Source organism: Pseudoalteromonas sp. S1608, from assembly GCF_005887265.1.
GTDB lineage: Bacteria > Pseudomonadota > Gammaproteobacteria > Enterobacterales > Alteromonadaceae > Pseudoalteromonas > Pseudoalteromonas undina.
Genome location: NZ_PNDK01000033.1, coordinates 1 through 25,030, shown reverse-complemented (window position 1 = coordinate 25,030; position 25,030 = coordinate 1). Strand labels below are relative to the sequence as shown.

28 protein-coding genes are annotated in these 25,030 nt (G+C 39.9%); 21 read left to right on the top strand and 7 right to left on the bottom strand.

Annotated features, from left to right (window positions below):
• Nucleotides 1-608 precede the first annotated feature (608 nt).
• The gene (locus CWB75_RS14000; protein ID WP_010392990.1) at nucleotides 609-2,147 is read right to left on the bottom strand and encodes a phosphoenolpyruvate carboxykinase; all 1,539 of its coding nucleotides are present in this window, start codon (nucleotides 2,145-2,147) and stop codon (nucleotides 609-611) included.
• A gap of 138 nt (nucleotides 2,148-2,285) precedes the next feature.
• Here CWB75_RS14000 and CWB75_RS19295 point away from each other — a divergent pair, with 138 nt between their 5' ends.
• Entirely contained in the window at nucleotides 2,286-2,414 is a 129-nt protein-coding gene (locus CWB75_RS19295) for a hypothetical protein (RefSeq protein WP_008113428.1), read from the top strand.
• On the opposite strand, the gene hslO is transcribed toward CWB75_RS19295, so the two are convergent.
• Together hslO and hslR are read right to left on the bottom strand one after the other, a co-directional pair.
• Entirely contained in the window at nucleotides 2,411-3,256 is an 846-nt protein-coding gene (gene hslO / locus CWB75_RS13995) for an Hsp33 family molecular chaperone HslO (protein ID WP_055013398.1), read from the bottom strand. The two genes, CWB75_RS19295 and hslO, sit on opposite strands and share 4 nt — an antisense overlap.
• Before the next feature lie 12 nt (nucleotides 3,257-3,268).
• Nucleotides 3,269-3,691, bottom strand: a complete 423-nt coding sequence (gene hslR, locus CWB75_RS13990) for a ribosome-associated heat shock protein Hsp15 (RefSeq protein WP_010392996.1) — start codon at nucleotides 3,689-3,691, stop codon at nucleotides 3,269-3,271.
• A gap of 196 nt (nucleotides 3,692-3,887) precedes the next feature.
• Here hslR and gspC point away from each other — a divergent pair, with 196 nt between their 5' ends.
• From gspC to CWB75_RS13925, 13 genes are all read left to right on the top strand, one after another.
• Nucleotides 3,888-4,832 carry a type II secretion system protein GspC gene (gspC, locus tag CWB75_RS13985; RefSeq protein ID WP_138570973.1) on the top strand — a complete coding sequence of 315 codons (945 nt, stop codon included), beginning with the start codon at nucleotides 3,888-3,890 and terminating at the stop codon, nucleotides 4,830-4,832.
• Between the two features lie 23 nt (nucleotides 4,833-4,855).
• Nucleotides 4,856-6,919 carry a type II secretion system secretin GspD gene (gene gspD, locus CWB75_RS13980; RefSeq protein ID WP_054202941.1) on the top strand — a complete coding sequence of 688 codons (2,064 nt, stop codon included), beginning with the start codon at nucleotides 4,856-4,858 and terminating at the stop codon, nucleotides 6,917-6,919.
• Nucleotides 6,912-8,477 (top strand): type II secretion system ATPase GspE, encoded by a 1,566-nt coding sequence (gspE, locus tag CWB75_RS13975; protein WP_010393003.1) that lies wholly within the window; start codon nucleotides 6,912-6,914, stop codon nucleotides 8,475-8,477. Before gspD ends, gspE begins: the two co-directional genes overlap by 8 nt.
• A gap of 2 nt (nucleotides 8,478-8,479) precedes the next feature.
• A complete protein-coding gene (gene gspF, locus CWB75_RS13970) occupies nucleotides 8,480-9,715 on the top strand; it encodes a type II secretion system inner membrane protein GspF (protein ID WP_138570972.1) in 1,236 nt (411 codons plus the stop codon).
• A gap of 69 nt (nucleotides 9,716-9,784) precedes the next feature.
• Nucleotides 9,785-10,207, top strand: a complete 423-nt coding sequence (gspG, locus tag CWB75_RS13965; RefSeq protein WP_010393008.1) for a type II secretion system major pseudopilin GspG — start codon at nucleotides 9,785-9,787, stop codon at nucleotides 10,205-10,207.
• 49 nt (nucleotides 10,208-10,256) lie between these two features.
• Complete coding sequence (gspH, locus tag CWB75_RS13960) at nucleotides 10,257-10,844, top strand: type II secretion system minor pseudopilin GspH (RefSeq protein WP_010393010.1); 588 nt, start codon at nucleotides 10,257-10,259, stop codon at nucleotides 10,842-10,844.
• The gene (gspI, locus tag CWB75_RS13955) at nucleotides 10,844-11,218 is read left to right on the top strand and encodes a type II secretion system minor pseudopilin GspI (protein WP_138570971.1); all 375 of its coding nucleotides are present in this window, start codon (nucleotides 10,844-10,846) and stop codon (nucleotides 11,216-11,218) included. Before gspH ends, gspI begins: the two co-directional genes overlap by 1 nt.
• On the top strand, nucleotides 11,219-11,884 hold the full coding sequence (gene gspJ / locus CWB75_RS13950; RefSeq protein ID WP_010393015.1) for a type II secretion system minor pseudopilin GspJ: 666 nt from the start codon (nucleotides 11,219-11,221) through the stop codon (nucleotides 11,882-11,884). It begins immediately after the preceding gene.
• On the top strand, nucleotides 11,884-12,870 hold the full coding sequence (gene gspK / locus CWB75_RS13945; protein WP_138570970.1) for a type II secretion system minor pseudopilin GspK: 987 nt from the start codon (nucleotides 11,884-11,886) through the stop codon (nucleotides 12,868-12,870). The genes gspJ and gspK overlap by 1 nt, the downstream gene beginning before the upstream one ends.
• Complete coding sequence (gene gspL, locus CWB75_RS13940) at nucleotides 12,867-14,075, top strand: type II secretion system protein GspL (protein ID WP_075169548.1); 1,209 nt, start codon at nucleotides 12,867-12,869, stop codon at nucleotides 14,073-14,075. Before gspK ends, gspL begins: the two co-directional genes overlap by 4 nt.
• On the top strand, nucleotides 14,072-14,545 hold the full coding sequence (locus CWB75_RS13935) for a type II secretion system protein M (RefSeq protein WP_010393021.1): 474 nt from the start codon (nucleotides 14,072-14,074) through the stop codon (nucleotides 14,543-14,545). The genes gspL and CWB75_RS13935 overlap by 4 nt, the downstream gene beginning before the upstream one ends.
• A gap of 3 nt (nucleotides 14,546-14,548) precedes the next feature.
• Complete coding sequence (locus tag CWB75_RS13930; protein ID WP_055013404.1) at nucleotides 14,549-15,307, top strand: type II secretion system protein N; 759 nt, start codon at nucleotides 14,549-14,551, stop codon at nucleotides 15,305-15,307.
• 21 nt (nucleotides 15,308-15,328) lie between these two features.
• Nucleotides 15,329-15,916 carry a UPF0149 family protein gene (locus CWB75_RS13925; protein ID WP_055013405.1) on the top strand — a complete coding sequence of 196 codons (588 nt, stop codon included), beginning with the start codon at nucleotides 15,329-15,331 and terminating at the stop codon, nucleotides 15,914-15,916.
• A gap of 32 nt (nucleotides 15,917-15,948) precedes the next feature.
• Here CWB75_RS13925 and CWB75_RS13920 read toward each other — a convergent pair whose 3' ends face one another.
• Together CWB75_RS13920 and CWB75_RS13915 are read right to left on the bottom strand one after the other, a co-directional pair.
• Complete coding sequence (locus CWB75_RS13920) at nucleotides 15,949-16,155, bottom strand: hypothetical protein (protein ID WP_010393026.1); 207 nt, start codon at nucleotides 16,153-16,155, stop codon at nucleotides 15,949-15,951.
• Nucleotides 16,155-16,514, bottom strand: a complete 360-nt coding sequence (locus CWB75_RS13915; protein ID WP_010393028.1) for a hypothetical protein — start codon at nucleotides 16,512-16,514, stop codon at nucleotides 16,155-16,157. Before CWB75_RS13915 ends, CWB75_RS13920 begins: the two co-directional genes overlap by 1 nt.
• Nucleotides 16,515-16,797: 283 nt before the next feature.
• Between CWB75_RS13915 and ccoG the strand changes: the two genes are divergently transcribed.
• From ccoG to CWB75_RS13890, 5 genes are all read left to right on the top strand, one after another.
• On the top strand, nucleotides 16,798-18,228 hold the full coding sequence (gene ccoG, locus CWB75_RS13910; RefSeq protein ID WP_138570969.1) for a cytochrome c oxidase accessory protein CcoG: 1,431 nt from the start codon (nucleotides 16,798-16,800) through the stop codon (nucleotides 18,226-18,228).
• Between the two features lie 78 nt (nucleotides 18,229-18,306).
• Nucleotides 18,307-19,281 (top strand): serine/threonine protein kinase, encoded by a 975-nt coding sequence (locus CWB75_RS13905; RefSeq protein WP_055013406.1) that lies wholly within the window; start codon nucleotides 18,307-18,309, stop codon nucleotides 19,279-19,281.
• A gap of 36 nt (nucleotides 19,282-19,317) precedes the next feature.
• Complete coding sequence (locus CWB75_RS13900; RefSeq protein ID WP_036980428.1) at nucleotides 19,318-19,941, top strand: thiol:disulfide interchange protein DsbA/DsbL; 624 nt, start codon at nucleotides 19,318-19,320, stop codon at nucleotides 19,939-19,941.
• A gap of 19 nt (nucleotides 19,942-19,960) precedes the next feature.
• The gene (locus tag CWB75_RS13895; RefSeq protein WP_008113400.1) at nucleotides 19,961-20,599 is read left to right on the top strand and encodes a thiol:disulfide interchange protein DsbA/DsbL; all 639 of its coding nucleotides are present in this window, start codon (nucleotides 19,961-19,963) and stop codon (nucleotides 20,597-20,599) included.
• A gap of 62 nt (nucleotides 20,600-20,661) precedes the next feature.
• A complete protein-coding gene (locus tag CWB75_RS13890) occupies nucleotides 20,662-21,114 on the top strand; it encodes a 2-thiouracil desulfurase family protein (RefSeq protein WP_138570968.1) in 453 nt (150 codons plus the stop codon).
• A gap of 9 nt (nucleotides 21,115-21,123) precedes the next feature.
• On the opposite strand, the gene trmA is transcribed toward CWB75_RS13890, so the two are convergent.
• On the bottom strand, nucleotides 21,124-22,221 hold the full coding sequence (gene trmA / locus CWB75_RS13885) for a tRNA (uridine(54)-C5)-methyltransferase TrmA (RefSeq protein WP_138570967.1): 1,098 nt from the start codon (nucleotides 22,219-22,221) through the stop codon (nucleotides 21,124-21,126).
• 164 nt (nucleotides 22,222-22,385) lie between these two features.
• Here trmA and CWB75_RS13880 point away from each other — a divergent pair, with 164 nt between their 5' ends.
• A complete protein-coding gene (locus CWB75_RS13880) occupies nucleotides 22,386-23,510 on the top strand; it encodes a DUF5610 domain-containing protein (RefSeq protein ID WP_138570966.1) in 1,125 nt (374 codons plus the stop codon).
• 66 nt (nucleotides 23,511-23,576) lie between these two features.
• Nucleotides 23,577-24,365, top strand: a complete 789-nt coding sequence (gene murI, locus CWB75_RS13875; protein ID WP_138570965.1) for a glutamate racemase — start codon at nucleotides 23,577-23,579, stop codon at nucleotides 24,363-24,365.
• Here the strand turns inward: murI and CWB75_RS13870 are convergent.
• Nucleotides 24,328-24,807, bottom strand: coding sequence for an RNA recognition motif domain-containing protein (locus tag CWB75_RS13870; RefSeq protein ID WP_138570964.1), 480 nt, complete (start codon nucleotides 24,805-24,807; stop codon nucleotides 24,328-24,330). The two genes, murI and CWB75_RS13870, sit on opposite strands and share 38 nt — an antisense overlap.
• Nucleotides 24,808-25,030 lie beyond the last annotated feature (223 nt).

Genomic DNA, 25,030 nt, shown 5'->3' with positions numbered 1-25,030 from the left:
ATAAGAGAAAGCCCGATTCGAAAGAGTCGGGCTTTTTTACGTCTGCAGAAAAGTGAAAAACGAAGGTAAAAGGTTAAAGGCATTAGGTTAAAAGCAAAATAATAACAGCCTAAAGCCACCTCCATGCCTTTATTAAGGCTATCAACGCTGTCCCAGAAGAACATTCTGCTTTGTCGCTATAAAAGTAGCGCACCGACTCCAAATACAAGCAAGCAAGACTCGAATGACTTGAGCCTTCTTGTGTTCGTAGGAGTTTACCAGTAATAGCTAGTGTTGTTTTATGTGCTCTAACAGGGTAAAGAGTGAGGTATTGGACAGATTTACCCTACAGTATTGTTTCATTGCTGATGACAACCTGTAACTGTACTAATGTGACATAGTTTAATAGCGTTTAATTTGAGATATACAAACTAGTAACTGCTACTTTAAAGCTTAATAGGCTCTCGGTGAGCCTTTATTAAGGAATGCACAAAACATAGGGAAAACGTTTTAGCTAATAGGTGGCTTATCAGCAATTATTAAAGTAACTATGTTGCTGAAGTAAAATAGATAGGATCAAAAACGCCAACTCAAGGTTGGCGTTTTAATTATCAGGCTAAAGGTGATTATTAAACTTTAGGGCCTGCGTTTTTAATTTCGTCAGATACGTCGTATTTAGCAAAATTTTCTGTGAAATCAGATGCAAGCTTAGCCGCATACTCTGCGTATTTAGCTTTGTCTTCCCAGGTATTGATTGGGTTAAGAAGCTTGCTATCTACGCCCGGTACTGCAACTGGTACGTCTAGGTTTAGCACGTCAATGTGTTGGGTTTCTACACCGGCTAATTTTCCAGATACGATTGCATCCACAACAGCTCGTGTTGTTGGAATATCAAAACGCTTACCAATACCGTAAGGGCCACCTGTCCATCCAGTGTTAACTAGGTAAACTTTAGCGCCGAATTCACGTACACGCTTCATTAGAAGCTCTGCGTATACACCTGCAGGGCGTGGGAAGAAAGGAGCACCAAAACAGGTTGAGAATGTTGATTCAATATCGCTAGTAGAACCAATTTCTGTAGAGCCAACTTTTGCTGTGTAGCCACTTAGGAAGTGAAATGCTGCAGCTTCTTCGGTTAGAACAGATACCGGCGGTAGTACACCACTCACATCACATGTTAGGAAAACAACAGCCTTAGGCTCACCTGCGCGGTTTTCAACTTTACGTTTTTCAACGTGCTCTAGTGGGTAAGCTGCACGGCTATTTTGAGTTAGGCTGGTATCGTTGAAATCAGGAACACGGTTTTCATCAAGTACCACATTCTCTAAAATTGTACCGAATCGAATAGCGTCCCAGATAACAGGTTCGTTCTTTTGAGAAAGGTCGATACATTTAGCGTAACAACCACCTTCGATATTAAATACACTACCTGGTGCCCAGCCGTGCTCGTCATCACCGATTAAGAAGCGAGTTGGATCTGCTGATAATGTTGTTTTACCTGTACCAGATAAACCAAAGAATAATGCGGTATCTCCTGCTTCACCTACGTTAGCAGAACAGTGCATTGGTAATACACCTTTCGCTGGTAGTAGGAAGTTTTGCACAGAGAACATCGATTTTTTCATTTCACCCGCGTAGCGCATGCCAGCAAGTAACACTTTACGTTGTGCAAAGTTAATAATAACTGTGCCATCGCTATTGGTACCATCGCGCTCTGGATCACATACAAACGAAGGTACGTTCATTACTTGCCACTGAGGAAAGTCGGCTTTGTTGTATGATTGTGGTTGGATGAACATATTTTTAGCGAAGATATGGTGCCAAGCAGTTTCTGTTGTTACAACCACTGGAAGGTAGTGCTCTGGATCAGCGCCTACTTCAAGGTGAGAGATAAAGTGGTCGTTGCTTTGCACATGTGCTTCTACACGTGCCCATAAGGCGTCAAACTTATCTGCATCGAATGGGCGATTTACATTACCCCATTGGATTTCATTTTCAGTACTTGATTCTTGAACAATAAAACGATCTTTTGGAGAACGACCGGTACGACGACCAGTGTTAGCTACAAAAGCACCATTGGCGGCTAAAGTCCCTTCGCCACGGCTGATAGCGTGTTCGACAAGTTCAGCTGCAGTTAGATCGACAAAACGGGTAGCGCTTGAAGTCATGTTTATACCTAAATTGTGTGAGATTGAACGGGATAGCTCTGGGTCTTAGTAACCTTTAAGCTGCAAATATAGTAACAGATGGATTAAGGATATTCGAGCTTATAAACGCCGTAAAAACATATAAATTAAGGAAAAAACATGAATAATTTCAATGATACCGGTGTCATGAAAAATGCTCAGCTTGTGATACCGGTGTCATTTTTTGGGCACAAAAAAGCCATAAAAAATTATGGCTATTTTATAGTGTGTTTTAAAAAGCTAGATTAATTAAATATACTTTTTATATCTTGTTCGTTAAATACATAATCTTTTAAACAGTAATGACAGCTAATTTTAATCTCACCATTTTTTTCGACATCATCCAAAAGCGTTTGTTGACCAACATTAACTAAAGCTGTCATCGTTTTTTCGCGATTACAGCCACATTTAAATTGAATTGGTTGAGGGTCAAATACGCGTGGGTTATCTTCATGATAAAGGCGCGTTAGAATAGTATTGGCATCAAGCTCTAGTAGCTCCTCATCTTTAATAGTATTGCTGAGTGCTTCTAAGTGAGCAAAATCTTCAATCGATTTTTGTTTATCTACAGGTAGCACTTGTAAAAATAGCCCACATGCTTTGGCGCTGCCTTCTTCAGTATCGGTTGCAAACCAAAGGCGCGTTTTTAATTGCTCAGACTGCTCAAAATAGCTTTCTATACATTCACTTAATGTATCATGCTCTAAAGGTACTATACCTTGGTAACGCTCACCTTGAGTTGGAGTAATCGTGATAACCATGTAGCCTTGGCCAATGAGCTCTTTTACCGTTGAACCAGTAACTTCATGTTGTAATCGCGCAATACCACGCATATTTTGTTGATCATCTCCATTGATCACCGCATATTTTACGGGGCCATCACCTTGTAGTTGAACTGCAATTTCGCCTTCAAACTTTAACGTTGCTGTTAATAAACAGGTTGCAACAAGCAGCTCACCTAATAATGCTTTAACGGGCTCTGGATAATTGTGTTTCGCAATCATTTCATTGTAAGCGTTGTCTATTTGTACGAGTTCGCCACGAACATCGAGGTTGTCAAATAAATAGCGGTGAAGTAAATCTTGTTGCATGAGCGGCTATACCTAACTTGATTTCATTTTTAAAAGTTCGCGTCTTTGCTTTTTATCTGGTTTTTTATCCGGATGAGGGGCAAAGAAACTGTTATTTTTGCGTGCAATACTATTTTCTTCACGCTTAGCAATACTAGCATCAGATTCTTGATACATGGTCTGTGCAATGGGGGCGCTTTGGCGCTTTTCAAGTATATTTAATACTGTGATGGTTTTTTCATCAACGCCTTGAGCTAGCTTTATAACTGCGCCAATTTCTACAATTTTACTAGCCTTACTGCGTTGCCCATTATAATGTACTTTGCCGCCTTGTACCATTTCTCGAGCTATTGCACGCGTTTTATAAAATCGAGCCGCCCATAACCATTTGTCCAACCTCACTTTAAGTGCGTCAGCGTTTTCTGAGCTGTCATTGAGTTTAGTTTTCTTTGTCATAAAACATCCCTAGTAAATTTACTGCCTAGGTAAATTATCACGAAACCGTTACCGCATGTAGCTATTGCTTGATAGCTGATACGATAAATAAATTAATCTGTTTACAAAGTTTAATATTAGCGTGCTTGTTGAATGAAAAATGAAAAGGTACTATGGCTGAGTGATTTCGTTATAAATTAAAATAAGAACACTACCTATGGAACAGCACGTTCAACAATTTAAGCAGTTATTAAACCGTTTACCGCAAGCTAAATTAAGCGCAATGGTTATGGTTTTAGTTGTTGTTTATATTGCATTTTTATTATCAAAACTGATGTGGCTATTATGGCCGCAGCCAGTAACATCTCCTCTTGCCCCTATCAGCTATTCTAATCAAGCTGTGGGTGGCAATAACCAGTCTGTAGATTCGATCATTGAGCAATTTTTATTTGGTAAAGTAAATGTAACAAAAAACACCAATACTGCTTCGCAAACTAAAGTCATTAATAATGCCCCTGAAACGCGTCTTAGTATTAATTTAACCGGTATCGTTGCTGTTAGTAATGATGATAAGGCGGGAATGGCTATTATTGAGTCGCAAGGTCGCCAGACGAGTTATTTAGTAGAGGATGTGGTGCAAGGTACACGTGCAAAAGTATCGCAAATACTCCCAGATCGTGTGATTCTAGATGTAAGTGGTCGCTTTGAAACCTTAATGCTTGATGGGCTCGACTTTACTAAAACAGTGTCTATGCCGGTACTCGCTGCGCGAGATGAGTCTGAAATGGGGCCTTTAGCGCCTTCAGCACAAAGCGATGAACAAATTGATGCCACTGCCAACCTTGAGGTGAAAGAAGCATTAATAGAAACTCGCGAAGAGCTTTTAGAAGAACCTGGCAAGCTATTTGATTATATACGTGTTTCTCAAGCGATGAATGATGGGGAACTTATAGGTTATCGTTTGAGTCCAGGTAAAGAGCCCGAACTATTTAAACAAATGGGATTACAAAATAACGATTTAGCCGTGGCAATTAACGGTTATCAATTAACAGATTTAAAACAGGCAATGGCAGCAATGAATGAGCTGCGAAACAGTACAGATGCAACTATCACAATAGAGCGTGATGGTGAGCAAATAGATGTACTATTTAGTCTGCAATAACTTAGCTTTGGAGTTTTAACATAATGGTTCAGGTGCTACACCTCAAAAAAATTAAAAAAGGGTTAGCTAAGTATGCAGCACTTTTTTTAGCGGCAAGTCTTTCTATGTCGGTTGCTGCTGTTGAATACGCTGCTAACTTTAAGGGCACAGATATTAATGAGTTTATTAATATTGTTGGCAAAAACCTTAATAAAACCATCATTATTGATCCTAACGTGCGTGGCAAAGTAAATGTACGTAGTTACGAATTAATGGATGAGGCACTTTACTATCAATTCTTTTTAAATGTTTTAGAAGTTTACGGTTATTCAGCCGTCGAAATGGATAACAACATAATAAAGATAGAAAAAAGCTCAGATGCCAAAAAATCAAACGTGCCATTAATTACTGCTGATAGCCAAGCGCTTGGCGATATGATGATTACACGGGTTGTGCGAGTTAAAAATGTAAGCGTACAAGAGTTAGGCCCTTTAGTTCGCCAATTTAGCGACCAAAAAGACGGCGGTCACGTTGCTAACTTTAATGCGGCCAACGTAATGATGCTAACTGGTCATGCAGCCTCGGTTAACCGCTTAGTAGAAATTATTCGCTCTGTTGACCAAGCGGGTGATAAGCGAGTCGATATCGTTAAGCTTAAGTTCGCAACGGCTGATGATGTTGTCTCAGTGGTTGAAAATATCTATAAAGACAGTGGTAAGGGTAGCGTACCTGAGTTTTTAATTCCTAAAGTGGTGGCTGATGGTCGTACTAATAGTGTGATTGTTAGTGGTGAAGGCCAAGCACGCACACGGGCCATTGAGCTCATTAAACGTTTAGATGGAGAACTGGAAAGTCAAGGTAATACCAAAGTGTTTTACCTCAACTACGCAAAGGCCGAAGATTTAGTAAAAGTACTCCAAGGTGTGAGCAAATCGCTAGCAGAGGACACGCAAGGTGGAGCTACTAAATCACGTAGTAGTAATAAAAACGACACTAGCATTGAAGCTCACCCAGATTCAAATTCATTAGTCATTACCGCCCAGCCAGATACTATGCGTTCACTAGAATCTGTTATTGAGCGCTTAGATATTCGCCGCGCACAAGTACTAGTGGAAGCCATTATTATTGAAGTAATGGAAGGCGATGGCGTTAACTTTGGCCTGCAATGGATTTCAGAAGAAGGCGGCATGCTGCAATTTAATAATGGTACCACTGTGCCTGTCGGTGCTTTAGCTGTAGCTGCTGAGCAAGCACGAGATAAAACAGTAACTAAAACGATTATTGGAACAGAGACGGGTACTCCAACTGAATATGATGAAACAAAAGAAGGCGACTACGGCCCGCTTGCATCATTACTTGGTGGCATTAATGGTTTGGCCATGGGGGTAATTAAAAATGACTGGGGTGCAATCGTACAAGCGGTTTCAACCGATACTAATTCTAATATCCTAGCGACTCCATCTATTACCACTATGGATAACGAAGAGGCGTCTATTTTAGTTGGTCAAGAAGTGCCTATTATTACCGGTTCACAAACAGGTAGTAACAATGAAAATCCATTTCAAACGGTTGAGCGTCAAGAAGTGGGTATAAAACTTAAAGTGACACCACAAATTAACGATGGTTCTGCAGTGCAATTAACCATTGAGCAAGAAGTTTCCAGTGTAAGTGGTGCAACGGCAGTTGATATTTCAGTGAATAAACGCGCAATTAAAACAACCGTGATGGCCGATGATGGCGGCATGGTGGTATTAGGCGGCTTGATAGATGAAGATGTGCAAGAAAGCGTGTCAAAAGTACCATTACTAGGCGACATCCCTATTTTAGGGCACTTATTTAAGTCTACTAATACAACGAAGCGTAAGCGTAATCTTATTGTATTTATAAGACCGACCATTATTCGCGATGGCGTTAGCATGAATAAACTTAGCTTTAATAAATATAACTTTATTCGCGGCGAGCAATTTAAAAAACGTGAAGATGGTATTAATTTGATGCCAAAGTCAGACACGCCTATTTTACCTGAGTGGAATGACGAACTAGTGCTACCTCCTACGTACGAAGAGCATTTACGCAAACAAAATGCACAAGAGCGTAATGATGACTAATGCGATAGAAGATATTAATCAAGATGTTGTTCATCCAATTACTCACAGTAATGATGAACAGCTTGCTCAAGATGACTTAATTGAACTGCCTGCAAAACGTTTGCCGTTTTCATATGCCAGACGGGTGGGTGCGTTACTTAGTAAACATAAGGATAACCGAGTTGTTTACTATCGTGGCGAGTTGGATGTTGATGTATTATTAGAAGTGCGCCGTATTGCAGGACATGGCTTTACACTTGAGCAACTAGAAGATGATAAGTTTGAGCTATTACTAGAAGCATCGTATCAACGTGATAGCTCAGAAACTCAGCAAATGATGGAAGATATTGGTAATGAGGTTGATTTATTCTCACTAGCTGATGAGCTTCCTCAAACTGAAGACTTACTTGCCGGTGACGACGATGCGCCAATTATAAAGCTGATTAATGCCATGCTCAGTGAGGCAATTAAAGAAGGTGCCTCTGATATTCACATTGAAACATTTGAGCAAGAGCTGGTTATTCGTTTTCGGGTGGATGGCGTACTCAAAGAAGTTTTAAAACCTAATCGTAAACTAGCCTCTTTGTTGGTATCGCGTATTAAAGTAATGGCCAAACTCGATATTGCAGAAAAGCGCATACCGCAAGATGGCCGTATTAGTTTGCGTATAGCTGGGCGCGCTGTAGATGTGCGTGTGTCGACTATGCCATCGAGCTTTGGTGAGCGCGTGGTACTACGTTTGCTTGATAAAAACAATGCACGTTTAAACCTAGAAGACTTAGGTATGACAGCTCGAAACCGAGAGCTGTTTGCCGACTTAATTAGCAAGCCTCACGGTATAATCTTAGTAACAGGTCCTACAGGCTCTGGTAAAAGTACCACGCTATATGCAGGTATGAGCCAAATTAACTCGCGAGATCGTAATATCTTAACGGTTGAAGATCCAATCGAGTACGAAATCCCAGGTATTGGCCAAACACAGGTTAATACCAAGGTTGATATGACTTTTGCCCGTGGTCTGCGCGCCATTTTACGTCAAGATCCTGATGTAGTTATGGTCGGTGAAATACGAGATTTAGAAACAGCCCAAATTGGTGTGCAAGCATCACTTACTGGCCACTTAGTTATGTCTACGTTACATACTAATACCGCCTCAGGTGCAATCACTCGTATGGAAGATATGGGCGTTGAGCCGTTTTTATTATCGTCTTCATTACTGGGGGTGTTATCCCAGCGCTTAGTACGTACTCTATGTAATAGCTGTAAAGAAGGTCACGTTGCAGATGAGCGTGAATGTGAATTACTCGGCGTACCGTTTGACAATGCACCGACGATTTACCGCGCGGTAGGATGTGAAGAGTGTAACTTTAATGGCTACCGAGGTCGTACTGGTATTCACGAGTTATTAGTTGTCGACGAAACCATTCGTGAAATGATCCACAGCGGTAAAGGTGAGCAAAGCGTAGAGAAATACATTCGTAAGCACAGCCCAAGCATTCGTCAAGATGGCTGCAGCCGTGTTCTTGCAGGTAAAACAACGCTTGAAGAAGTACTGCGCGTAACGCGTGAGGAAGGCTAGCTATGGCAGCGTTTGAATACCGCGCATTAGATGGCCGGGGAAAAGAAAAAAAAGGTATTTTAGAAGCCGATACAGCTAAGCAAGTTCGTCAGCTTCTGCGCGATCAAAAGCTCACACCACTTGAGGTGGTGCCTGCTGCGCAAGATGACAAACAAGTTAAAGGTCAAAAAGTACCTTTACTCGGTTCTTTATTTAAACCAACCATATCAACTGCCGATCTCGCTTTGATCACTCGTCAGCTTGCAACCTTAATTCAGTCTGCCCTACCTGTAGAAGGGGCGGTAATGGCGGTTGCTGAGCAGTGTGAAAAACCACGCTTAAAACGTATGTTAATGTCGGTGCGCTCCAAAGTAGTAGAAGGTTATACTCTGGCTGACGGTATGAGTGAGTTTCCGCATGTATTTGACGATTTATACCGCGCTATGGTGGCGGCAGGTGAAAAGTCAGGTCACTTAGATCAAGTGCTCAACAGGCTAGCTGATTATACCGAGCAGCGCCAACATATGCGCAGTCAAATTACGCAGGCTATGGTGTATCCGATTATTTTGGTGGTGTTTGCTATTGGTATTGTTTCGGTGTTATTAGGTACCGTAGTACCTAAAATATTAAAAACGTTCGAAAAAACCAAACAAGTTTTACCTTGGACTACCGAGTGGGTTATGGCAGGTAGTCATTTTGTGCAAAATTACTGGTTTATAAGTTTGCTGGTGATCACCGCTACCGCGGTTGGAATCAAGTATGCGCTTAAAAAACCTAAGGTACGGTTTTGGTGGGATGAAAAAGTATTACATATGCCAGGCATAGGTAAAGTTGCTAGAGGGATTAACACAGCGCGCTTTGCTCGTACTTTAAGTATTTTATCGTCAAGTTCAGTACCGCTACTAGAAGGAATGCGTATTTCTGGTGGGGTATTAGTTAACGAAAAAATCAAACAAGCTGTGGCTGATGCCGCAGAAAGAGTAAGTGAAGGGGCAAGCCTACGTGCTTCACTGCAGCAAACTAAGTTGTTTCCACCAATGATGCTGCATATGATAGCCAGTGGTGAAAAGTCTGGTGAACTTGAGCAAATGTTAGAGCGAGCCGCTAACAATCAAGATCGCGAGTTTGAAAGTATGGTCAATGTGTCATTAAAATTATTAGAACCCGCAATGATTGCCTCTATGGCAGTCATTGTACTGTTTATAGTAATGGCAATTTTGCAGCCAATTATGGCAATGAATAAGGCTGTTGGCCTTTAATTATTTTTTATATTAATGATTTACTTAAATCATTTTTGTTTAGTGTTTTTAGAATAACGAGGTAATAACGTGAATAAACAATCAGGTTTTTCTTTATTAGAAGTGATGGTGGTATTGGTTATCATCGGGATGATCATGTCGATTGTGGCACCTAATATTATGGGTCAGCAAGAAGAAGCGGCTATTGATAAAGCGCATTTAGATATTCAGCAGTTAGAAGATGCCGTTAGCCTTTACAAGTTAAAAAATAAAAGCTACCCGAGTACAGAGCAAGGGCTTGAGGCGTTGGTAACTAAAACCAGCATTGAGCCTATCCCAAAGCGTTTTCCTGATGGCGGTTTTATTAGTAAATTGCCAGAAGATCCATGGGGCAACCCTTACCAACTTATTTACCCAGGTGAAGTAGGTAAAATTGATATTTTTTCAATGGGGCCTGATGGCGAACCGGCTACTGAGGATGATATTGGTAACTGGGGTGAAGATAAGCAGTAATGGGCATTAACTTAATCATACGCTTAAACTTAGTTGATTGGGGTTTACCATGCGGGTAAACCTTAAGCACCTGAGTGCGAAGCAATATGGTTTTAGTTTAATAGAAATTTTAGTGGTATTGGTGATCATCGCCTTTGCCACCAAAATGGTGGTATACAGCTTAGATGGCGGCGCAGAGGAAGAGCTAGATAAGCAAGCAAGTAGGCTGCATACCACCATTAATGCCGCATCGGAATTTGCCGTACTTAATCAGGTAGAGTTAGGTTTATTAGTTGATCAAAATACGCTTGAGTTTTTAGTGTTTGATGGCGAAAAGTGGACCAGCTTTGAGCGGGAAGAGTTATTTAAACCAATTGAGTTTGACCAGCAATTTAAAGTAACACTTAATCTAGAAGACCTACCTTGGGCACAAGATAACTTATTAGAGCAGTCTAACTGGCGTGAGTTAATGAGTGGCGATAATGAAGATAGTTTATTAGAACTTAAAAAATTAAAAGTTCCTCAAGTACTTCTTTTATCCTCTGCTGATGTAAGTGCATTTCAGCTTATGCTTGAGTTAAAAGATCAGGCGGAGCCGGTATATTTTATTGAAGGTAAATTTGCAGCGCCAGTTGATTTTCGTCGAGAGCCCCAATAATGAAAAAACACCAAGGTTTTACCTTATTAGAAGTCTTAGTTGCGCTAAGTATTTGTGCTATGGCGGGTATTGCTGCAATGCAAGCAACTGGTGAGCATATTCATCACTTATCGAGTATTGAAGAGCAAACGTATGGCTCATGGGTAGCCGAGAATGTATTGGTAGAACAACGAACGAAAGGCGAAAAATGGCAAGGTAAAAATGGTACCCGCGGCACTGAGATGATGGCGGGGATTGAATGGTTTTGGCGCCAAGATGTTGTGCCCACTGCTGATAAAAGCTTTGTAAAGGTCACTATTAATGTGTTTACAGATGATAAGTATGAAAATTCAATTTATGAGTTAAGTACTTACTTAAATAAAGGTAAGCCATAAGTGAAGCAGCGCGGTTTTACATTATTAGAAGTGATGGTGGCACTAGGGGTGTTGGCGTTTGTTATTATGGCCACCCACCAAATACTTGATACCACCACGCGTGCCAAAGAAGCATCAGATGAAAAAATTGCTGAGCTAAATGGGTTACAAACAGCCTTCAGGCTAATGGATCAAGACTTTAGCCAAATGACTAAACGCCAAGTGCGTAATGAAGCTGGGGATTTTCAAGAGAGTTACTTACTTGCAGGGCGCTACATTTTAGAAAGCCAGCTTGATGGCATTGCCTTTGTGCGTGATGGTTGGATGAATCCCATTAATTTGCTTCCTCGCTCAGAGCTGCAAGCTGTTGGTTATCGAGTCATTGATGACAACTTAGAACGAGTATATCGCATTTATGTTGATCAACTTGATAATATGGAGCCTCGTAGCCAAGTTGTTTTAGCTGACGTAGAAGAGCTTAAGTTTGAGTTTTTAGATGGTAACGCAGAGTGGCAAGAAAACTGGCAAATTAAGGCGTTACCTAAAGCGGTAGCTGTAACGTTAAAGCAAATGAACGCAGAACCAATTAGGCGCGTTTTTTTAGTGCCAGGACTCGGTAAAGAGTTACCTAAACCAGTTAATGATGGTACTAACCAATCGCAACCAAATGGCCGAGGAACGCCTTGATGAATCAAAAAACATCACGCGGCGCGGCGTTAGTTATTGTGTTATTTATTGTCGCGCTGGCTGCTATTTTAGCCGTAGAAATGAGTGCGAACTTAATGTTACAGGTTCAAAGAAGTACTAACTTGCAGAGTCAGCAACAGGCTAAATGGTATGCTTATGGCGCTGAAGAATTAGCTATTAAAGGCTTAATTCAAAGTAAAAAAGACGATCCAGAAAAAACCACCTTAGCGCAGCCGTGGGCAAAGCAAGGTGATGTTAAGTATCCAGTTGATAACGGCACGTTAAGCGGTCAGTTAACTGATTTACAAGCCTGTTTAAACTTAAATGCGCTTGGTGCTGAGCCTGACCCAAACAGTACTAATAAAACGAACCCTGCGCATAAAGCGTTGTTTGCCATATTAGAAAATATAGAAGACTTACCCAGTGATGAGTCTGAAGAAGGTATGGCTGATAGTGTTTTTGACTGGTTAGATAAAAATAGTATTACGTATCGCTCAGGAGCTGAAGAGGGCGAGTATTTATCGCGTCAGTTTCCGTACATGACAGCAAATAGCCTATTTGCTTCGGTATCTGAACTGCGTTTAATTAAAGGGTTTAACCCTTTAGTGATGGAAAAGGTGCTGCCTTTTGTCTGTGTGATCCCTGGCAGTACGTTACTTTCAATTAATGTTAATACGGTCACTGAAGAGCAAGCTTTATTGTTCAGTGGCCTAATAGACGAACTGAGTGTTTCGGGTGCTCAAGCGGTAATTGCAGCGCGACCTGAAAATGGCTTTGATAATATTGAAGAGTTTTTTGAGTCTGTTAAACAACAAGGCGGCAAAAATATCAAAGCAGTAGAAAAGCTTTTTAGTTTAAAAAGTGAATATTTTAAATTACAAACGCAGGCAAAATTTGTTGATTTGCGTTTTTCGATGACCACATTACTGTATGCCAGCAATGGCGAGGTAACGATACTGGCGCGAAAATTTGGAGGCGTACAGTGACAGAGATACTGTTGATCCGCACGGGTCAAACCGAGCAAGATTTACTTAACTGGTTAATATACTCACCACAAGAACAAGAAATAATAGCCAGTGGCGAGCTACAAAATGCCAATCAGTTAAGTGAACTAACTGAAAAAGCATTAACCCGAGAACTTGTGGTACTTTTACCATGTGACCAGGTGCAATTAAAAACGGTGACACTGCCAACAAAGTGGAGCCGTAAATTAGAGCAAGCATTGCCCTATATGCTCGAAGAAGATCTTGCATGCGATATAGACGACATTTATATCGCGCTTGGGGAGCCAACTATGGTTGATGAGCAGCATGCAATTAAGATTGCGCTAACGAACCGTGATTGGTTTGAGCACTGGTTAGAAGTATTTGAACAACATCAACTCACCCCATATCAAATAGTACCGGATGCATTGCTATTGCCAGGCGCTGAAGAGTCATGTGTTACTGCCATCGAACTTAATAAACAGTGGCTCTTTAAACAAGGTGACTGGCATATTAGCGCGGTTGAAAGCAGTTGGCTAAAAGAGTATTTAGTAGCATTAGGCAACCCAGATATCAAGCATTACAGCCCTGCTGATCAGTTTCCTGAAGCACTTAACTTATATCCGCAAACAAGTGACTATGAGTTACCGTTAGCATTATTTGCTAAACAACTTGATAAACTTAAGTTTAATTTGCGTCAAGGACCTTACACCCTTAAAAAGAAAACTGCGTTATGGTGGGGTTACTGGAAAAGTGCTGCCATTATTAGTGTGGTTGCCTTGGTATCAAGTGTGACTATTAAAGCGGTTGAATTGCATCAGCTTAATTCGCAGCTAGAAGTAGCTAAATCGCAAGTCGTAGAGCGATATCAAAAAGCCTTTCCCGGCACACGAGTACGCCCTCATTTAATTAAAAATCAAATACAGGGTGCATTGAATAAAGTACAAGGTGTTAGCGATGCTGGCTTTTTAGATTTAACCAGTAAATTGGTTAGCGTGTTTTCGCAAGTGAATGAGTTTACGCCACAAACATTACGCTTTGACAAACGCCGTAATGAATTGCGCATTCGAGCGCGTGGTAAAGACTTTCAAACTTTTGGTAAGGTTAAAGCCATTCTAGAGCAGCAAGGGGTTACTGTTGAGCAGGGCTCGTTAAATAATGATGGCGATTTTATCGTCGGCGAAATCAGACTGCGAGGTGCACAATGAAGCAGCAGTTAATGCAATATTGGCGTTCATTAAAAGAGCAAGAGCAACAATTAATTATGGTTGCAGGCGGTGTATTTATCATCTTTGTTTTGGTGATGGGGGTTTTTAGGCCTTTAAATACTGCAATAGAGCGAGCGCAGCAATCACAAATAAAGCAGCAAGAATTGTTAGCCTGGGTAGACGAGAGTATTGTTAAGCTCAAAGCCGCGGGTAAAACGCAAGCTGTGAGTAATCAAAATCTCAGCCAAATAGTTAATAATACGCGCGGCCGTTACAGCATTAATATTAGTAAAATGCAGCCTAATGATAACTCACTTCGTTTAACGCTCGACTCAGTAGAGTTTAATCTATTAATCCAATGGATTGACGAGCTCGTTAATCAGCATGGTTTAAGCGTAGAAAATCTAGATTTAAGCCAAGATGATAAATCCGGTTATGTACGCGTAAGCCGTTTAGTATTAGAGAAGTAGTTAATGAAAAAAATAATAATATTATCCATCGTTTTTTTAATGAGCTTTATTGTTTTTAGCGTTATTAAATTACCGGCTGCGGTTGCTGTAAATTTAGCTAAACCGTATTTTCCACCGCAGCTAGAAATAGGACAAACAGTTGGCACGTTGTGGCAGGGGCAGGTGATGCAGCTGCGCTTTGAAGGTGAGCAATTAAATAATGTACGCTGGGATATATCTGGCTGGTCGTTATTTAAAGCTCAAGTAAATACTAACTTACGTTTTGGTAACCCTCGCGAACGCAGTGACATATCTGGCTATGCGGATATTAGTTATTCACTAGCAAATGATGAGCTTAAAATAACTGATACCGTAGTGCGTTCAACGGTTGAGCGAGCAATGCAGCGAATTGATTTACCGTTACCAGTTACTGCTAAAGGGCGTGTAATTTTAGAGCTTGATGAATACGTTTCTGGGGCGCCATATTGCCAATCACTACAAGGTGAAATAGCCAGCCCTGATATTGACGTACAAGGTTTAACTGGTTGGTTCAATATTGGTGATCTCAGTGGCAAATTAAGTTGTAAGTCGGGCGATGTTGCTATACTCATCGAGCCAGACAATAGATTAGGGCTTGAGGCAGATGCTACACTAAAGGCTAATTTTGACTTTAAAGTTGCGGGATATGTTAAACCTGATCTAACTTTACCCAAAGAAGTTCATGACGCGGTGAAGTTTTTAGGCAGACCAGATAACCAAGGTCGTTACCCACTTAAATTTTAATATTTTATATAAAGAGTTTTAATGCAAATACCTCAGTTTACTGAGCAGCATGCCAAGCTGCTCAGCGAGTTTTTAAATACCCAATCAGGCGCAATGAGCCTTACCCAAAGCCAAGGTTATTTATTTGGCGTTATATGTTCACCTGAGCCGCTAGAAGTTCACCAATGGTTAGAAAATATTCTCCCTGATACAGCAAACGACCTTGATGAAGACATGTTATTTTTGTTTATGGCATTACACCATCAGGTGAGTGAGCAAGTATTTGAGTTGGGTTATAAGTTACCCGCTGAGTTTGAATATGAGTTTTGCCAGCAGTGGTCAGCGGGTTTTTTAACCGCAAGCCAAGCGTATACCCATAAGTTACTTGCAAGTGAGCAACTAGACATTCAATATAAGCAAGCGCTTGAAAGCGCACAGGCTACGCTCAGTTTTTTTGCTCTCGATAAACCAATCATTACGCAAATTGCACAGCAAAATAATATTGATGAATTACACTTATGTGAGCAGCAGTACGAGTTAATGGGCGACTTTGCATTAGGTTTTGCTGAACTTATCGAAATTGTAGCGCTTAACAGTGGCTTGTATACTGATGAAGGGTGGGAGGAGTAAGTTTTCTAGCGCTTAAACGTTGTTCTTAACACCTAACCGCCAATTTCTAATTCAATATCAGTGCAACCTTGTTTGCACTGTATTACTCCTTTACCGGGTTCGCTGGTGGCTAAGTTAAGGGTTAATACGCCATTACAATGTTCGCATTTTAACGTTTTACCCTGTGCCAATTGCTTAAGCATGGTGCGATGTTTATGAAATGAGTTACTTGCTTTTTTATTTAATCCAGAAAAATCCATTACTTTACTCTCGCTTGCGCTAATGACTCTTTGATAATACGACATACAGTAAGTAATCGTTCTTCGTAAAAATAGAGGTTTAGATCACCTTGGCGACAATAGCGTAGTTCAAATAACTTGACTGATTCATCCGTAGTAAATGTTTTAGCAACATAGTCTTGCTCAGAACGAGAAAGTGCTAACTGTTGATTCACCTTATTTCTCGTCATGGTTGCTACAGGAAAGCGATCTACTTTAGTTGAGCTGCTTAACAAACCGATACCATCACCGAGCAACCGTTCGCGCGGCTCTTTTACCAAAGGATGATCAACGGTAAAAAATGCTAGGATCACAACCACTAGTATAAAAAATTTCTTCATAAATATACAAACCTTGATCCAAACAACACTTTAGTAGCCGGCAAGTGTAATAAAATACACCTTAAAAGCAAGTCACAAATTGAATAAATTATTAGCAATCTAGTCAGTAATTTTAGCTAATATGCGTATAATAAGAGGCAGTAGTTAGATATTTCTGAAATATCTGAAAGTACACAAGTGCGACTTAAAGCGTATTATGTTTAGCATGCAAGTTGTTACACTTAGGCGAAAAGTACAAAAAGATTGCTGAATTTTTATTTCCTAGCGGCGTTGAGGAACTTCAATGGATAAGCAAATTAAAGTAAAAAACATACCAACAGAGGTTAAGATCCAAAAACCTGATCTGAGCCGTCAAGAAGATAGATTTAACCCCCGCAATCGCATTTATGTACGTGCGGTTACAGGGCTTCATCAATTACTAAGACAACGTATCGGCTTTTTAGGCATGTTAGCGTTTATGTTATTGCCTTGGATCAACTTTAATGGCCAGCAAGCTGTTTTGTTTGAGCTAATGGAGCAAAAGTTTAATATTTTTGGTTTAACCCTATGGCCACAAGACTTCACTATTCTTGCATTTATTTTTATGCTTGCGGCGTTTGCTCTATTTTTAGTGACTACTTTTTATGGCCGCGTATGGTGTGGCTATACCTGTCCGCAAACAGTATGGACCTTTATTTTTATTTGGTTTGAAGAAAAGTTTGAGGGCAGTGCTAACCAACGTAAAAAGTTAGATCAGCGGCCAATGGATTTTGATAAATTCTGGCGAAAAACCGCAAAGCACACTAGTTGGGTGCTATTTTCTCTATATACCGCGTTAACCTTTGTTGGTTACTTTACGCCTATTCGCGAACTACTCCCTGAATTTGTCACATTTAACGTAGGCGGTTATGCCTTAGTTAGTATCATTGTATTTACTATTTGTACTTATGGTAATGCGGGCTGGATGCGCGAAATTATGTGTTTACATATATGCCCATACTCACGTTTTCAGTCAGCAATGTTTGATAAAGACACCTTTACTGTAAGCTACGATGAAGCGCGTGGTGAAAACCGCGGGCCACGGTCACGTAAACAAGACCCAAAAGAGCTGGGGTTAGGTGATTGTATTGACTGTAACTTGTGTGTGCAAGTTTGCCCAACTGGGATTGATATTCGTAATGGTCTGCAATACGAGTGTATAAACTGTGGCGCGTGTATTGACGCCTGTGACGGCGTAATGGACAAAATGAATTATCCTCGAGGGCTTATCTCTTATACCACTGAGCGTAACTTAGAAACCCCAGAGAATAAAACTCATCCGCTGCGTCCTAAGCTAATTGGTTACAGCATTATTTTAGTCTTGCTTACTGGTGCATTGGTAGCCAATATAGCCATGCGTAAACCTATGGACTTTGATATTATCCGTGATCGTAATCAGTTGTATCGTGTCGATTTTAATGGCCTAGTTGAAAACACCTACACCTTAAAAGTGATTAATAAGGCACAATACGAGCAAACATTCTCTATTGATGTTAAAGGGTTAGAAAACTATAAATACATAGGTGATACCACCTTTACGGTGAACGCTGGTGAATCGCATAATGTACCGTTATCATTAGTAATGGACCCTTATGATTTAAAAGCGCCAATGACCGAGTTTAACTTTGTACTGTCGCCAATAAACGAACCCGATAACCAAATATCGCAGCAAAGTAACTTTTTTAAAGCGCGATAAAGAGTCTGTATTAAAAGACGAACACTGATATTAACAAAAAAGCGGGATATTCCCGCTTTTCTTTTATATAAGAAGTATATGAGTAAATTTAGCTTTATTGACTTAACCCCAGATCTTATTTTGGATGCCATCGAAAGCGTTGATATTTACGCTGAGTCAGGGTTGTTAGCGCTAAATAGCTACGAAAATCGAGTGTATCAATTTGTAGCTGAGGGTGGAAAACGTTACGTTGTTAAGTTTTATCGGCCTGAGCGCTGGAGCAAAGCACAAATTCAAGAGGAACATGATTTTGCTTTTGAACTGGCAGCCGCAGAAGTACCGGTCGTTGCGCCAATAAAGCATAATGGGCAAAGTTTATTTGAACACCAAGGGTATTTATTTACTTTATTCCCAAGTGTAGGCGGGCGTTTATTTGAAGTCGATAATTTAGATCAGCTTGACGTACTAGGGCGTTTAATTGGTCGCATGCACCAAGTAGCGAAAACGCAGCCCTTTACCCAAAGACCAATCGTTAGCTGTGATGAATACCTGCATACAGCTAAAGTTCATTTACAAAAAAGTAATTTAGTCCCTATGGGACTAGAGACTTCCTTTTACACTATTTTAGATTTAGTTATTGCCCAAGCGCAGCTGCAATATAAAAATGTAGACAGTATTCGCTTACACGGAGACTGCCATGCTGGTAATATTTTATGGGCTGGGGATGCGCTGATGTTTGTTGATTTAGACGATAGCCGCCAAGGACCTGCAATTCAAGATTTATGGATGATGCTCAGTGGCGATCGACAAACACAGCTGTTACAGTTAGACACTTTAGTGAATGCGTATGAAGAGTTTTGTGATTTTGATCACTCACAACTGAAGCTGATCGAACCGCTTCGCGCCATGCGTATGATTCATTACATGGGTTGGGTTGCAAAACGTTGGAGCGATCCAGCTTTTGTACGGAACTTTTCATGGTTTGCAGATGACAAATACTGGGAGCAACAAATTTTAGCGCTTAAAGAACAGCTTGCAGCTTTGCAAGAAGCCCCGTTAAAATTATTGCCATAATATTTTTATTTAAAAAAGAAGTATAACGAGATATTCATGCTTAAAAAATTAAAACTAAGTTTACTGATCCTATGTTTACCTTTCGCAGCACTAGCTGCCAACTTTGAAGCAGGTAATCAATATACTGTGATTGACGTTGAAAAGAGTAAAACGCCAAACGTAACCGAATTCTTCTCTTTCTATTGCCCGCACTGTTTTAAGTTTGAGCCGGTAGCAAAAGGGATTGCAGAAAACTTACCTGAAGGGGCTGAGTTTGTAAAAAATCATGTTAACTTTTTAGGGGGCGTTTCACCACAAGCACAAAGTAACCTGAGCTTTGCTTACTTAATTGCAAAAAAACATGGTCAAGCCGAAGCAGTAACAGCGCAAATTTTTAAAAGCATCCATATTCAGCGTGCACCATTAACAGAAATTAAAGACGTTAAGAAGTTATTAGAGCTTAACGCAATTGATAACAGCACATTTGATAACGATATTGCTAGTTTGCCTATCATAGCAGCTGAACGTGCCATGCAAGATAAGCAGAATAAATATTCTGAGCTTGGCGCATTAACTGGCGTACCTACATTTATCGTAAATGACAAATATAAAATCAATATTAATACAATCAAGAGCCAACAAGAACTTGATGAGTTAATTAGCTTTTTACTAAAACTATAATTTTTGGAGCACTATAATAATGATCAAATTAGTTAAAGCAGGGTTGCTTGCTGTATTACTCCCTTTAGCTGCAACCAGTTTTGCTGCCACTTACGAAGAGGGCGTACATTATGATGTCGTCTCTGATCGTGCAACCAGAAAGCCAGAAGTAAAAGAGTTTTTCTCTTTTTACTGCCCTGCATGTAATAACATGGAGCCACTGCTTGCTGAGATCAAACCTAAGCTAGACAAAAACGTAAAGTTCAAGAAAAGCCATGTGGATTTCGTGGGCGTTCGTGACCCAGAACATCAAACCATGATCAGCCAAGCACTAGCTACTGCTGAAGTACTACCGCAAAAAGATAAAATTATTTCAGCGATGTTTGACCACATTCACGCAAAGCGTGCTCGTTTTAATGAGCTTGCAGATGTAAAAGATGTATTTTTAGCGCAAGGTGTAGATGGCGACAAATTTGATAAACTATTTGAAAGCTTCTCGGTACGTACACTGAGCTCTAAAATGAAGCGCGACCAAGATTACTTTAAAGGAAAAGGGGCACTGCGTGGCGTTCCAACATTTATTGTTAATGGTAAATATAAGCTTAACTTAGGTGGCGAGTCAGGTATTTCATCGCCAGAAGATGTAAGCGCACTTATTAACTACTTAGCAAATAAATAAGTAGTTTAGTGAAATAAAAAAGCTCCGAAAGGAGCTTTTTTATTTGTAGAAGAAAATTCATTATGAAAAAAATTTTAATCTCAAGTTGTTTGTTAGGTTTGCCAGTACGTTATGATGGTAAAGGCCAAACAATATTGCACCCTCAACTTAATTTGTGGCAAAAGCAAAATAGATTAATCGTATTTTGTCCTGAGATTGCTGGTGGTTTACTCGTGCCTAGAGCGCCCGCTGAGATAAAGCAAAATCGAGTTATTACAAATACTGCTGAGGATGTAACAAGTGCATTTGAAGCTGGCGCTAATAAAGCATTAGCCCTTTGTAATAAGCATAATATCCGCTTTGCTTTACTAAAAGAGTCTAGCCCTTCGTGTGGCCGTAATACAATTTATGATGGAAGCCATAGTGGGGTGAAAGTAAAAGGCATGGGGCTGACCGCTAAGCTATTGGTAAAGCATCAAGTTAAAGTATTTAGTGAAGAGCAAATACCAGCACTTATCAAGGCGCTGGCATTATAGTATTAGATTTTATTTTCTCTGTAAAAATACACCAGATTCAATATGGTGTGTGTAAGGGAATTGATCAAATATTGCAAAGCGCTTAACTTCATGGGTTTGTGTTAAGTGATCAAGATCACGCTCTAACGTATCTGGGTTACATGATATATAAATAATATTCTCATAGTTAGCCACTAAATCACACGTTAGGGTATCCATGCCAGCACGAGGTGGGTCGACTAGAATGGTTTGGCAGTTGTAACTACTAAGGTCAATACCATCTAAGCGAGAGAAAGTACGCTCGCCTTTCATTGCCTGAGTAAACTCTTCGCTCGACATGCGAATAATATCTAAGTTAGTTACTTTGTTTTGAGCAATATTATATTGCGCTGAATGTACAGATGATTTTGATATTTCTGTTGCCAGCACTTTATTAAATGAGCCCGCAAGTGCAATTGAAAAGTTTCCGTTACCACAATACAGCTCTAGTAAATCATTGTTTAGTGGTTTACATAGCTCTTGTGCCCACTCTAACATTTTAATATTCACCTTCGCATTAGGCTGAGTAAAGCTATTTTCTACCTGTTGATAGATTAGCTCTTGGCCATTTACCACTAAACGCTCAGTAACAAAGTCATCGCCTAATTTTTCTTTTTGCTTACGTGCACGGCCAATAAAGTCAATTTTGTACTGGCTACTTAGCTTTTCTTTTAAGGCATTAATCTCAGTTAACCAGTTTTCATCAAGTGGCTTGTGATAAAGCAAGCTCACTAAAATTTCACCGCTGAGGGTCGATAAATAATCTATTTGGAATAATTTACGACGCAGTACTTCGCAGCCTTTTAAGTTATCAATCATTACCTGCATAACTTCACCTACTAAAGGAGCTGCAGGATCAAAGGTATCAACACGTATTTTATCTTTCGTTTGTTGATCAAACATAATGTGAAACAGATCGTCGCCATCGTGCCATACTCTAAATTCTGCACGTTGACGGTAGTTAATAGGCTCAGAGCTAAATACTTCTAACTGTTTTACACCGAAACGTTGAAACTGCTCTGTAATACGCTGCTCTTTTTCATTTAATTGTGCATCGTACTGCGTGGTATCTATATTTATAACTGCCATTAACGGTATAACCTTATCGTTGAGATCTGTTTATCGGCGCTATTGTAGGGAGCGAAGCGTATTTGTCTAGTTTTGATCAAATATAGTGAGCTTTTTTTAAGCATTTTACTACAGTATAGGCTTACTTGGCCGATAAAAGAGTAAGTCTAAATAGGAGTCTTCTCATGAAAATAGGTAACTTTAGTTTTGTTCCAAACAGCAATGCCAATAAATACAATACTAAGCAAGCAATGCCACAGCCTAAAATAGACTCCCCACCAACTAGCTATCAGCAACGCGGAAAAGAATTGGCAGCTGCCGTATTAGGTGACAAAATGGCAAAAGAATTAGGCTTGCCGGTTGCTGAAGCGAAAAAAGACAAACCATTATTTGATTTTAATGAAGTAGTCAAAAATGTTTTAGACTTTGTGACCAGCTCAGTAAAAAAAGCCAAAGCCAATGGTGCCGATGATGACAAGCTACAAGATATACTTAACCAGGCACGTAAAGGCGTGCAAACAGGTGTTGATGAAGCTATAGATGAATTAAAAGGTATGGGCGTATTTAATCAAGAGCTTGAAGAGGGTATTGATAAATCAAAAGAGGGCATCTTTAATGGCCTTGATAAATTTGAGCAGAACTTATTTAATCCTCAGCCAGCAAGCGTAACGGTTAGTCAATCGCAATATGTGAACCTTAGTAACAGCGCTGATTACACTTTTACCACCGCAGAAGGTGATGAGGTGAGTATTAGTTTTGCAGATGCTTATCAATCTCAGTCATCTAGTCGCTATCAGCAAACTGAAAGCTCACAAGCATTTAGTACGCAATTTTCTGAATCTCGCGAGTTGTCATTTTCTATGTCAGTAAATGGAGAGCTTAATGAAGACGAACAGCAAGCTATAAATGATTTAATGGCAGAGTTACAAGATGTAAGTAAAACCTTTTTCAGTGGCGACTTAGATAAAGCATTTGAACAAGCCCAAGAACTCAGCTTAGGAAATGAACAGCTGGTGGCATTTTCAATGGACTTACGTCAAAGCAAAACTGTGGCAGCTATTAAAGAGTATGAACAAATTAAGCCAACCTCAGAAAAGGCCATTGCCGAAACTGTCGCGCCTTTTAATGATGATCTAAAATCGGCTTACTCTAAAGCGCAAGCACTAGGATTAGAAAGCCAGCTATCAGGTATCATTCAATGGCTAAATCAAGATCAACAAGAAATAGATAAACTGGTTGATTACACTAACACCATGTTTGAAAACTTAGATAAATTAAACACAGCTACTGCAAAACTAGACGCTGAGTAAAACTACTTTCTTTTATATAAGCCTCATGGCAAACTGCCGTTCTAAGTAAAGAGTAGGAATGGTAGTTTGTCAGCGCACATCATGGTATTTGATTCAGGTATAGGTGGAACCACAGTACTTGAGCATATTCAGCAAAGCATTCCTCACGCTCAATATAGTTACTTCATGGATAATGCATTATTGCCTTATGGTGCACAGTCGCAGCAGACTATAATTAGTCGCTTATGTGGACTAATCCAATTTATCAAAAATGAGTCGCTCAATGTCGACTTAATTGTTATAGCCTGCAATACCGCCTCAACATCTGCATTAAGTGCGGTACGTCAAATAACAGATATTCCAATTGTAGGGGTTGTACCTGCGATTAAGCCCGCAGCACAAATAACACAATCAAAGCATATTGGATTATTGGCAACCCCTGCTACAGTAGCAAGTTCATATACGGATACACTGATTAAAGAGCATGCCTCACTTATAACTACAAGCTTATATAGTAGTGTTGAATTGGTCACCCTGGCAGAAACATTCTTTTTTACCCAACACTTAGATATAGAAAAGCTGCACGCTGAGTTAAACCGATTAAATATTAATAAAGATATCGATGTGCTGGTATTAGGCTGTACTCACTTTCCTATTCTTGCTAAACCAATTAGTGATTACTTTAAAGCACATATAGAGTTGTTAGATTCTGGTGCGGCTATTGCTAAGCGAGTTAGATCTTTACTGAATTTAAGCTATGATCAAGCAGGCATAAAAAAGCCGCTGCGGTATTATGCAACGGCTGATATATGTAGTGATAAACTAGCCGTTAAGCAAGTTACACTGTTTGATCCGACTCTGAACGATAAGAGTTAGAATCATCTTCTTGTTTTTGTTTTGCTTCACGTACTTTTAAAGTACGTTGTTGGAACTCACTATCATTTAACTTAGCAATTGCGTTATCCGCATCAGCTTGAGCCATTTCAACAAAACCAAAGCCGCGACGTTTGCCAGTATTCTTATCTTTCAATAAACGAACATTAAATACCTTGCCTTGCTCTTCGAACAAAGCACGTACAACGCCTTCATTTGCGCGATAAGGAAGATTGCCAACATAAAGTGTTTTTGTTTTTACTTCGGCTTCTTCTGCATTTACTGATGACATTGCAGCAATGACAAGTCCACCAATTAATAAACCAGCACCAAATAGTAGTGCAGGGTCTAATGCTAGGCTTGCAAGTGCAAACTTAACGATAACAAAACCAACAACAGCAAGAATAACTGCAAAGATAAAAGATTTTTGATCGGGTAATTTCATTTTGATCTACCAATAAACAGGAAATAAACATTAATTTAACATTGTGAACTTGCTATCTTAACGTCTTAATTGAACATAGCAATGAAATTTATAGTAAATAGTTAATAAGAGTGCAAAAAACGACCTAAAGTAAGCTCTTTCCATACCATTTCAATAGTATTTGCTTGAAAGTTGAGCAAACAGTAAAAAGATCTAAAAAAAAGGTTGATCTGTTTTCGGATCT

Bases quoted from the DNA above. Each gene is read 5' to 3' on its own strand.
- gspD (WP_054202941.1), top strand. From the start codon at position 4,856: ATGGTTCAGGTGCTACACCTCAAAAAAATTAAAAAAGGGTTAGCTAAG.
- gspC (WP_138570973.1), top strand. From the start codon at position 3,888: ATGGAACAGCACGTTCAACAATTTAAGCAGTTATTAAACCGTTTACCG.
- gspF (WP_138570972.1), top strand. From the start codon at position 8,480: ATGGCAGCGTTTGAATACCGCGCATTAGATGGCCGGGGAAAAGAAAAA.
- gspI (WP_138570971.1), top strand. From the start codon at position 10,844: ATGAAAAAACACCAAGGTTTTACCTTATTAGAAGTCTTAGTTGCGCTA.
- CWB75_RS19295 (WP_008113428.1), top strand. From the start codon at position 2,286: ATGAATAATTTCAATGATACCGGTGTCATGAAAAATGCTCAGCTTGTG.
- CWB75_RS13900 (WP_036980428.1), top strand. From the start codon at position 19,318: ATGCTTAAAAAATTAAAACTAAGTTTACTGATCCTATGTTTACCTTTC.
- CWB75_RS13890 (WP_138570968.1), top strand. From the start codon at position 20,662: ATGAAAAAAATTTTAATCTCAAGTTGTTTGTTAGGTTTGCCAGTACGT.
- gspE (WP_010393003.1), top strand. From the start codon at position 6,912: ATGACTAATGCGATAGAAGATATTAATCAAGATGTTGTTCATCCAATT.
- ccoG (WP_138570969.1), top strand. From the start codon at position 16,798: ATGGATAAGCAAATTAAAGTAAAAAACATACCAACAGAGGTTAAGATC.
- CWB75_RS13905 (WP_055013406.1), top strand. From the start codon at position 18,307: ATGAGTAAATTTAGCTTTATTGACTTAACCCCAGATCTTATTTTGGAT.
- hslR (WP_010392996.1), bottom strand. From the start codon at position 3,691: ATGACAAAGAAAACTAAACTCAATGACAGCTCAGAAAACGCTGACGCA.
- trmA (WP_138570967.1), bottom strand. From the start codon at position 22,221: ATGGCAGTTATAAATATAGATACCACGCAGTACGATGCACAATTAAAT.
- CWB75_RS13895 (WP_008113400.1), top strand. From the start codon at position 19,961: ATGATCAAATTAGTTAAAGCAGGGTTGCTTGCTGTATTACTCCCTTTA.
- CWB75_RS13925 (WP_055013405.1), top strand. From the start codon at position 15,329: ATGCAAATACCTCAGTTTACTGAGCAGCATGCCAAGCTGCTCAGCGAG.
- gspK (WP_138570970.1), top strand. From the start codon at position 11,884: ATGAATCAAAAAACATCACGCGGCGCGGCGTTAGTTATTGTGTTATTT.
- CWB75_RS13930 (WP_055013404.1), top strand. From the start codon at position 14,549: ATGAAAAAAATAATAATATTATCCATCGTTTTTTTAATGAGCTTTATT.
- CWB75_RS13935 (WP_010393021.1), top strand. From the start codon at position 14,072: ATGAAGCAGCAGTTAATGCAATATTGGCGTTCATTAAAAGAGCAAGAG.
- gspH (WP_010393010.1), top strand. From the start codon at position 10,257: ATGCGGGTAAACCTTAAGCACCTGAGTGCGAAGCAATATGGTTTTAGT.
- CWB75_RS13880 (WP_138570966.1), top strand. From the start codon at position 22,386: ATGAAAATAGGTAACTTTAGTTTTGTTCCAAACAGCAATGCCAATAAA.
- hslO (WP_055013398.1), bottom strand. From the start codon at position 3,256: ATGCAACAAGATTTACTTCACCGCTATTTATTTGACAACCTCGATGTT.
- CWB75_RS14000 (WP_010392990.1), bottom strand. From the start codon at position 2,147: ATGACTTCAAGCGCTACCCGTTTTGTCGATCTAACTGCAGCTGAACTT.
- CWB75_RS13915 (WP_010393028.1), bottom strand. From the start codon at position 16,514: ATGAAGAAATTTTTTATACTAGTGGTTGTGATCCTAGCATTTTTTACC.
- CWB75_RS13870 (WP_138570964.1), bottom strand. From the start codon at position 24,807: ATGAAATTACCCGATCAAAAATCTTTTATCTTTGCAGTTATTCTTGCT.
- CWB75_RS13920 (WP_010393026.1), bottom strand. From the start codon at position 16,155: ATGGATTTTTCTGGATTAAATAAAAAAGCAAGTAACTCATTTCATAAA.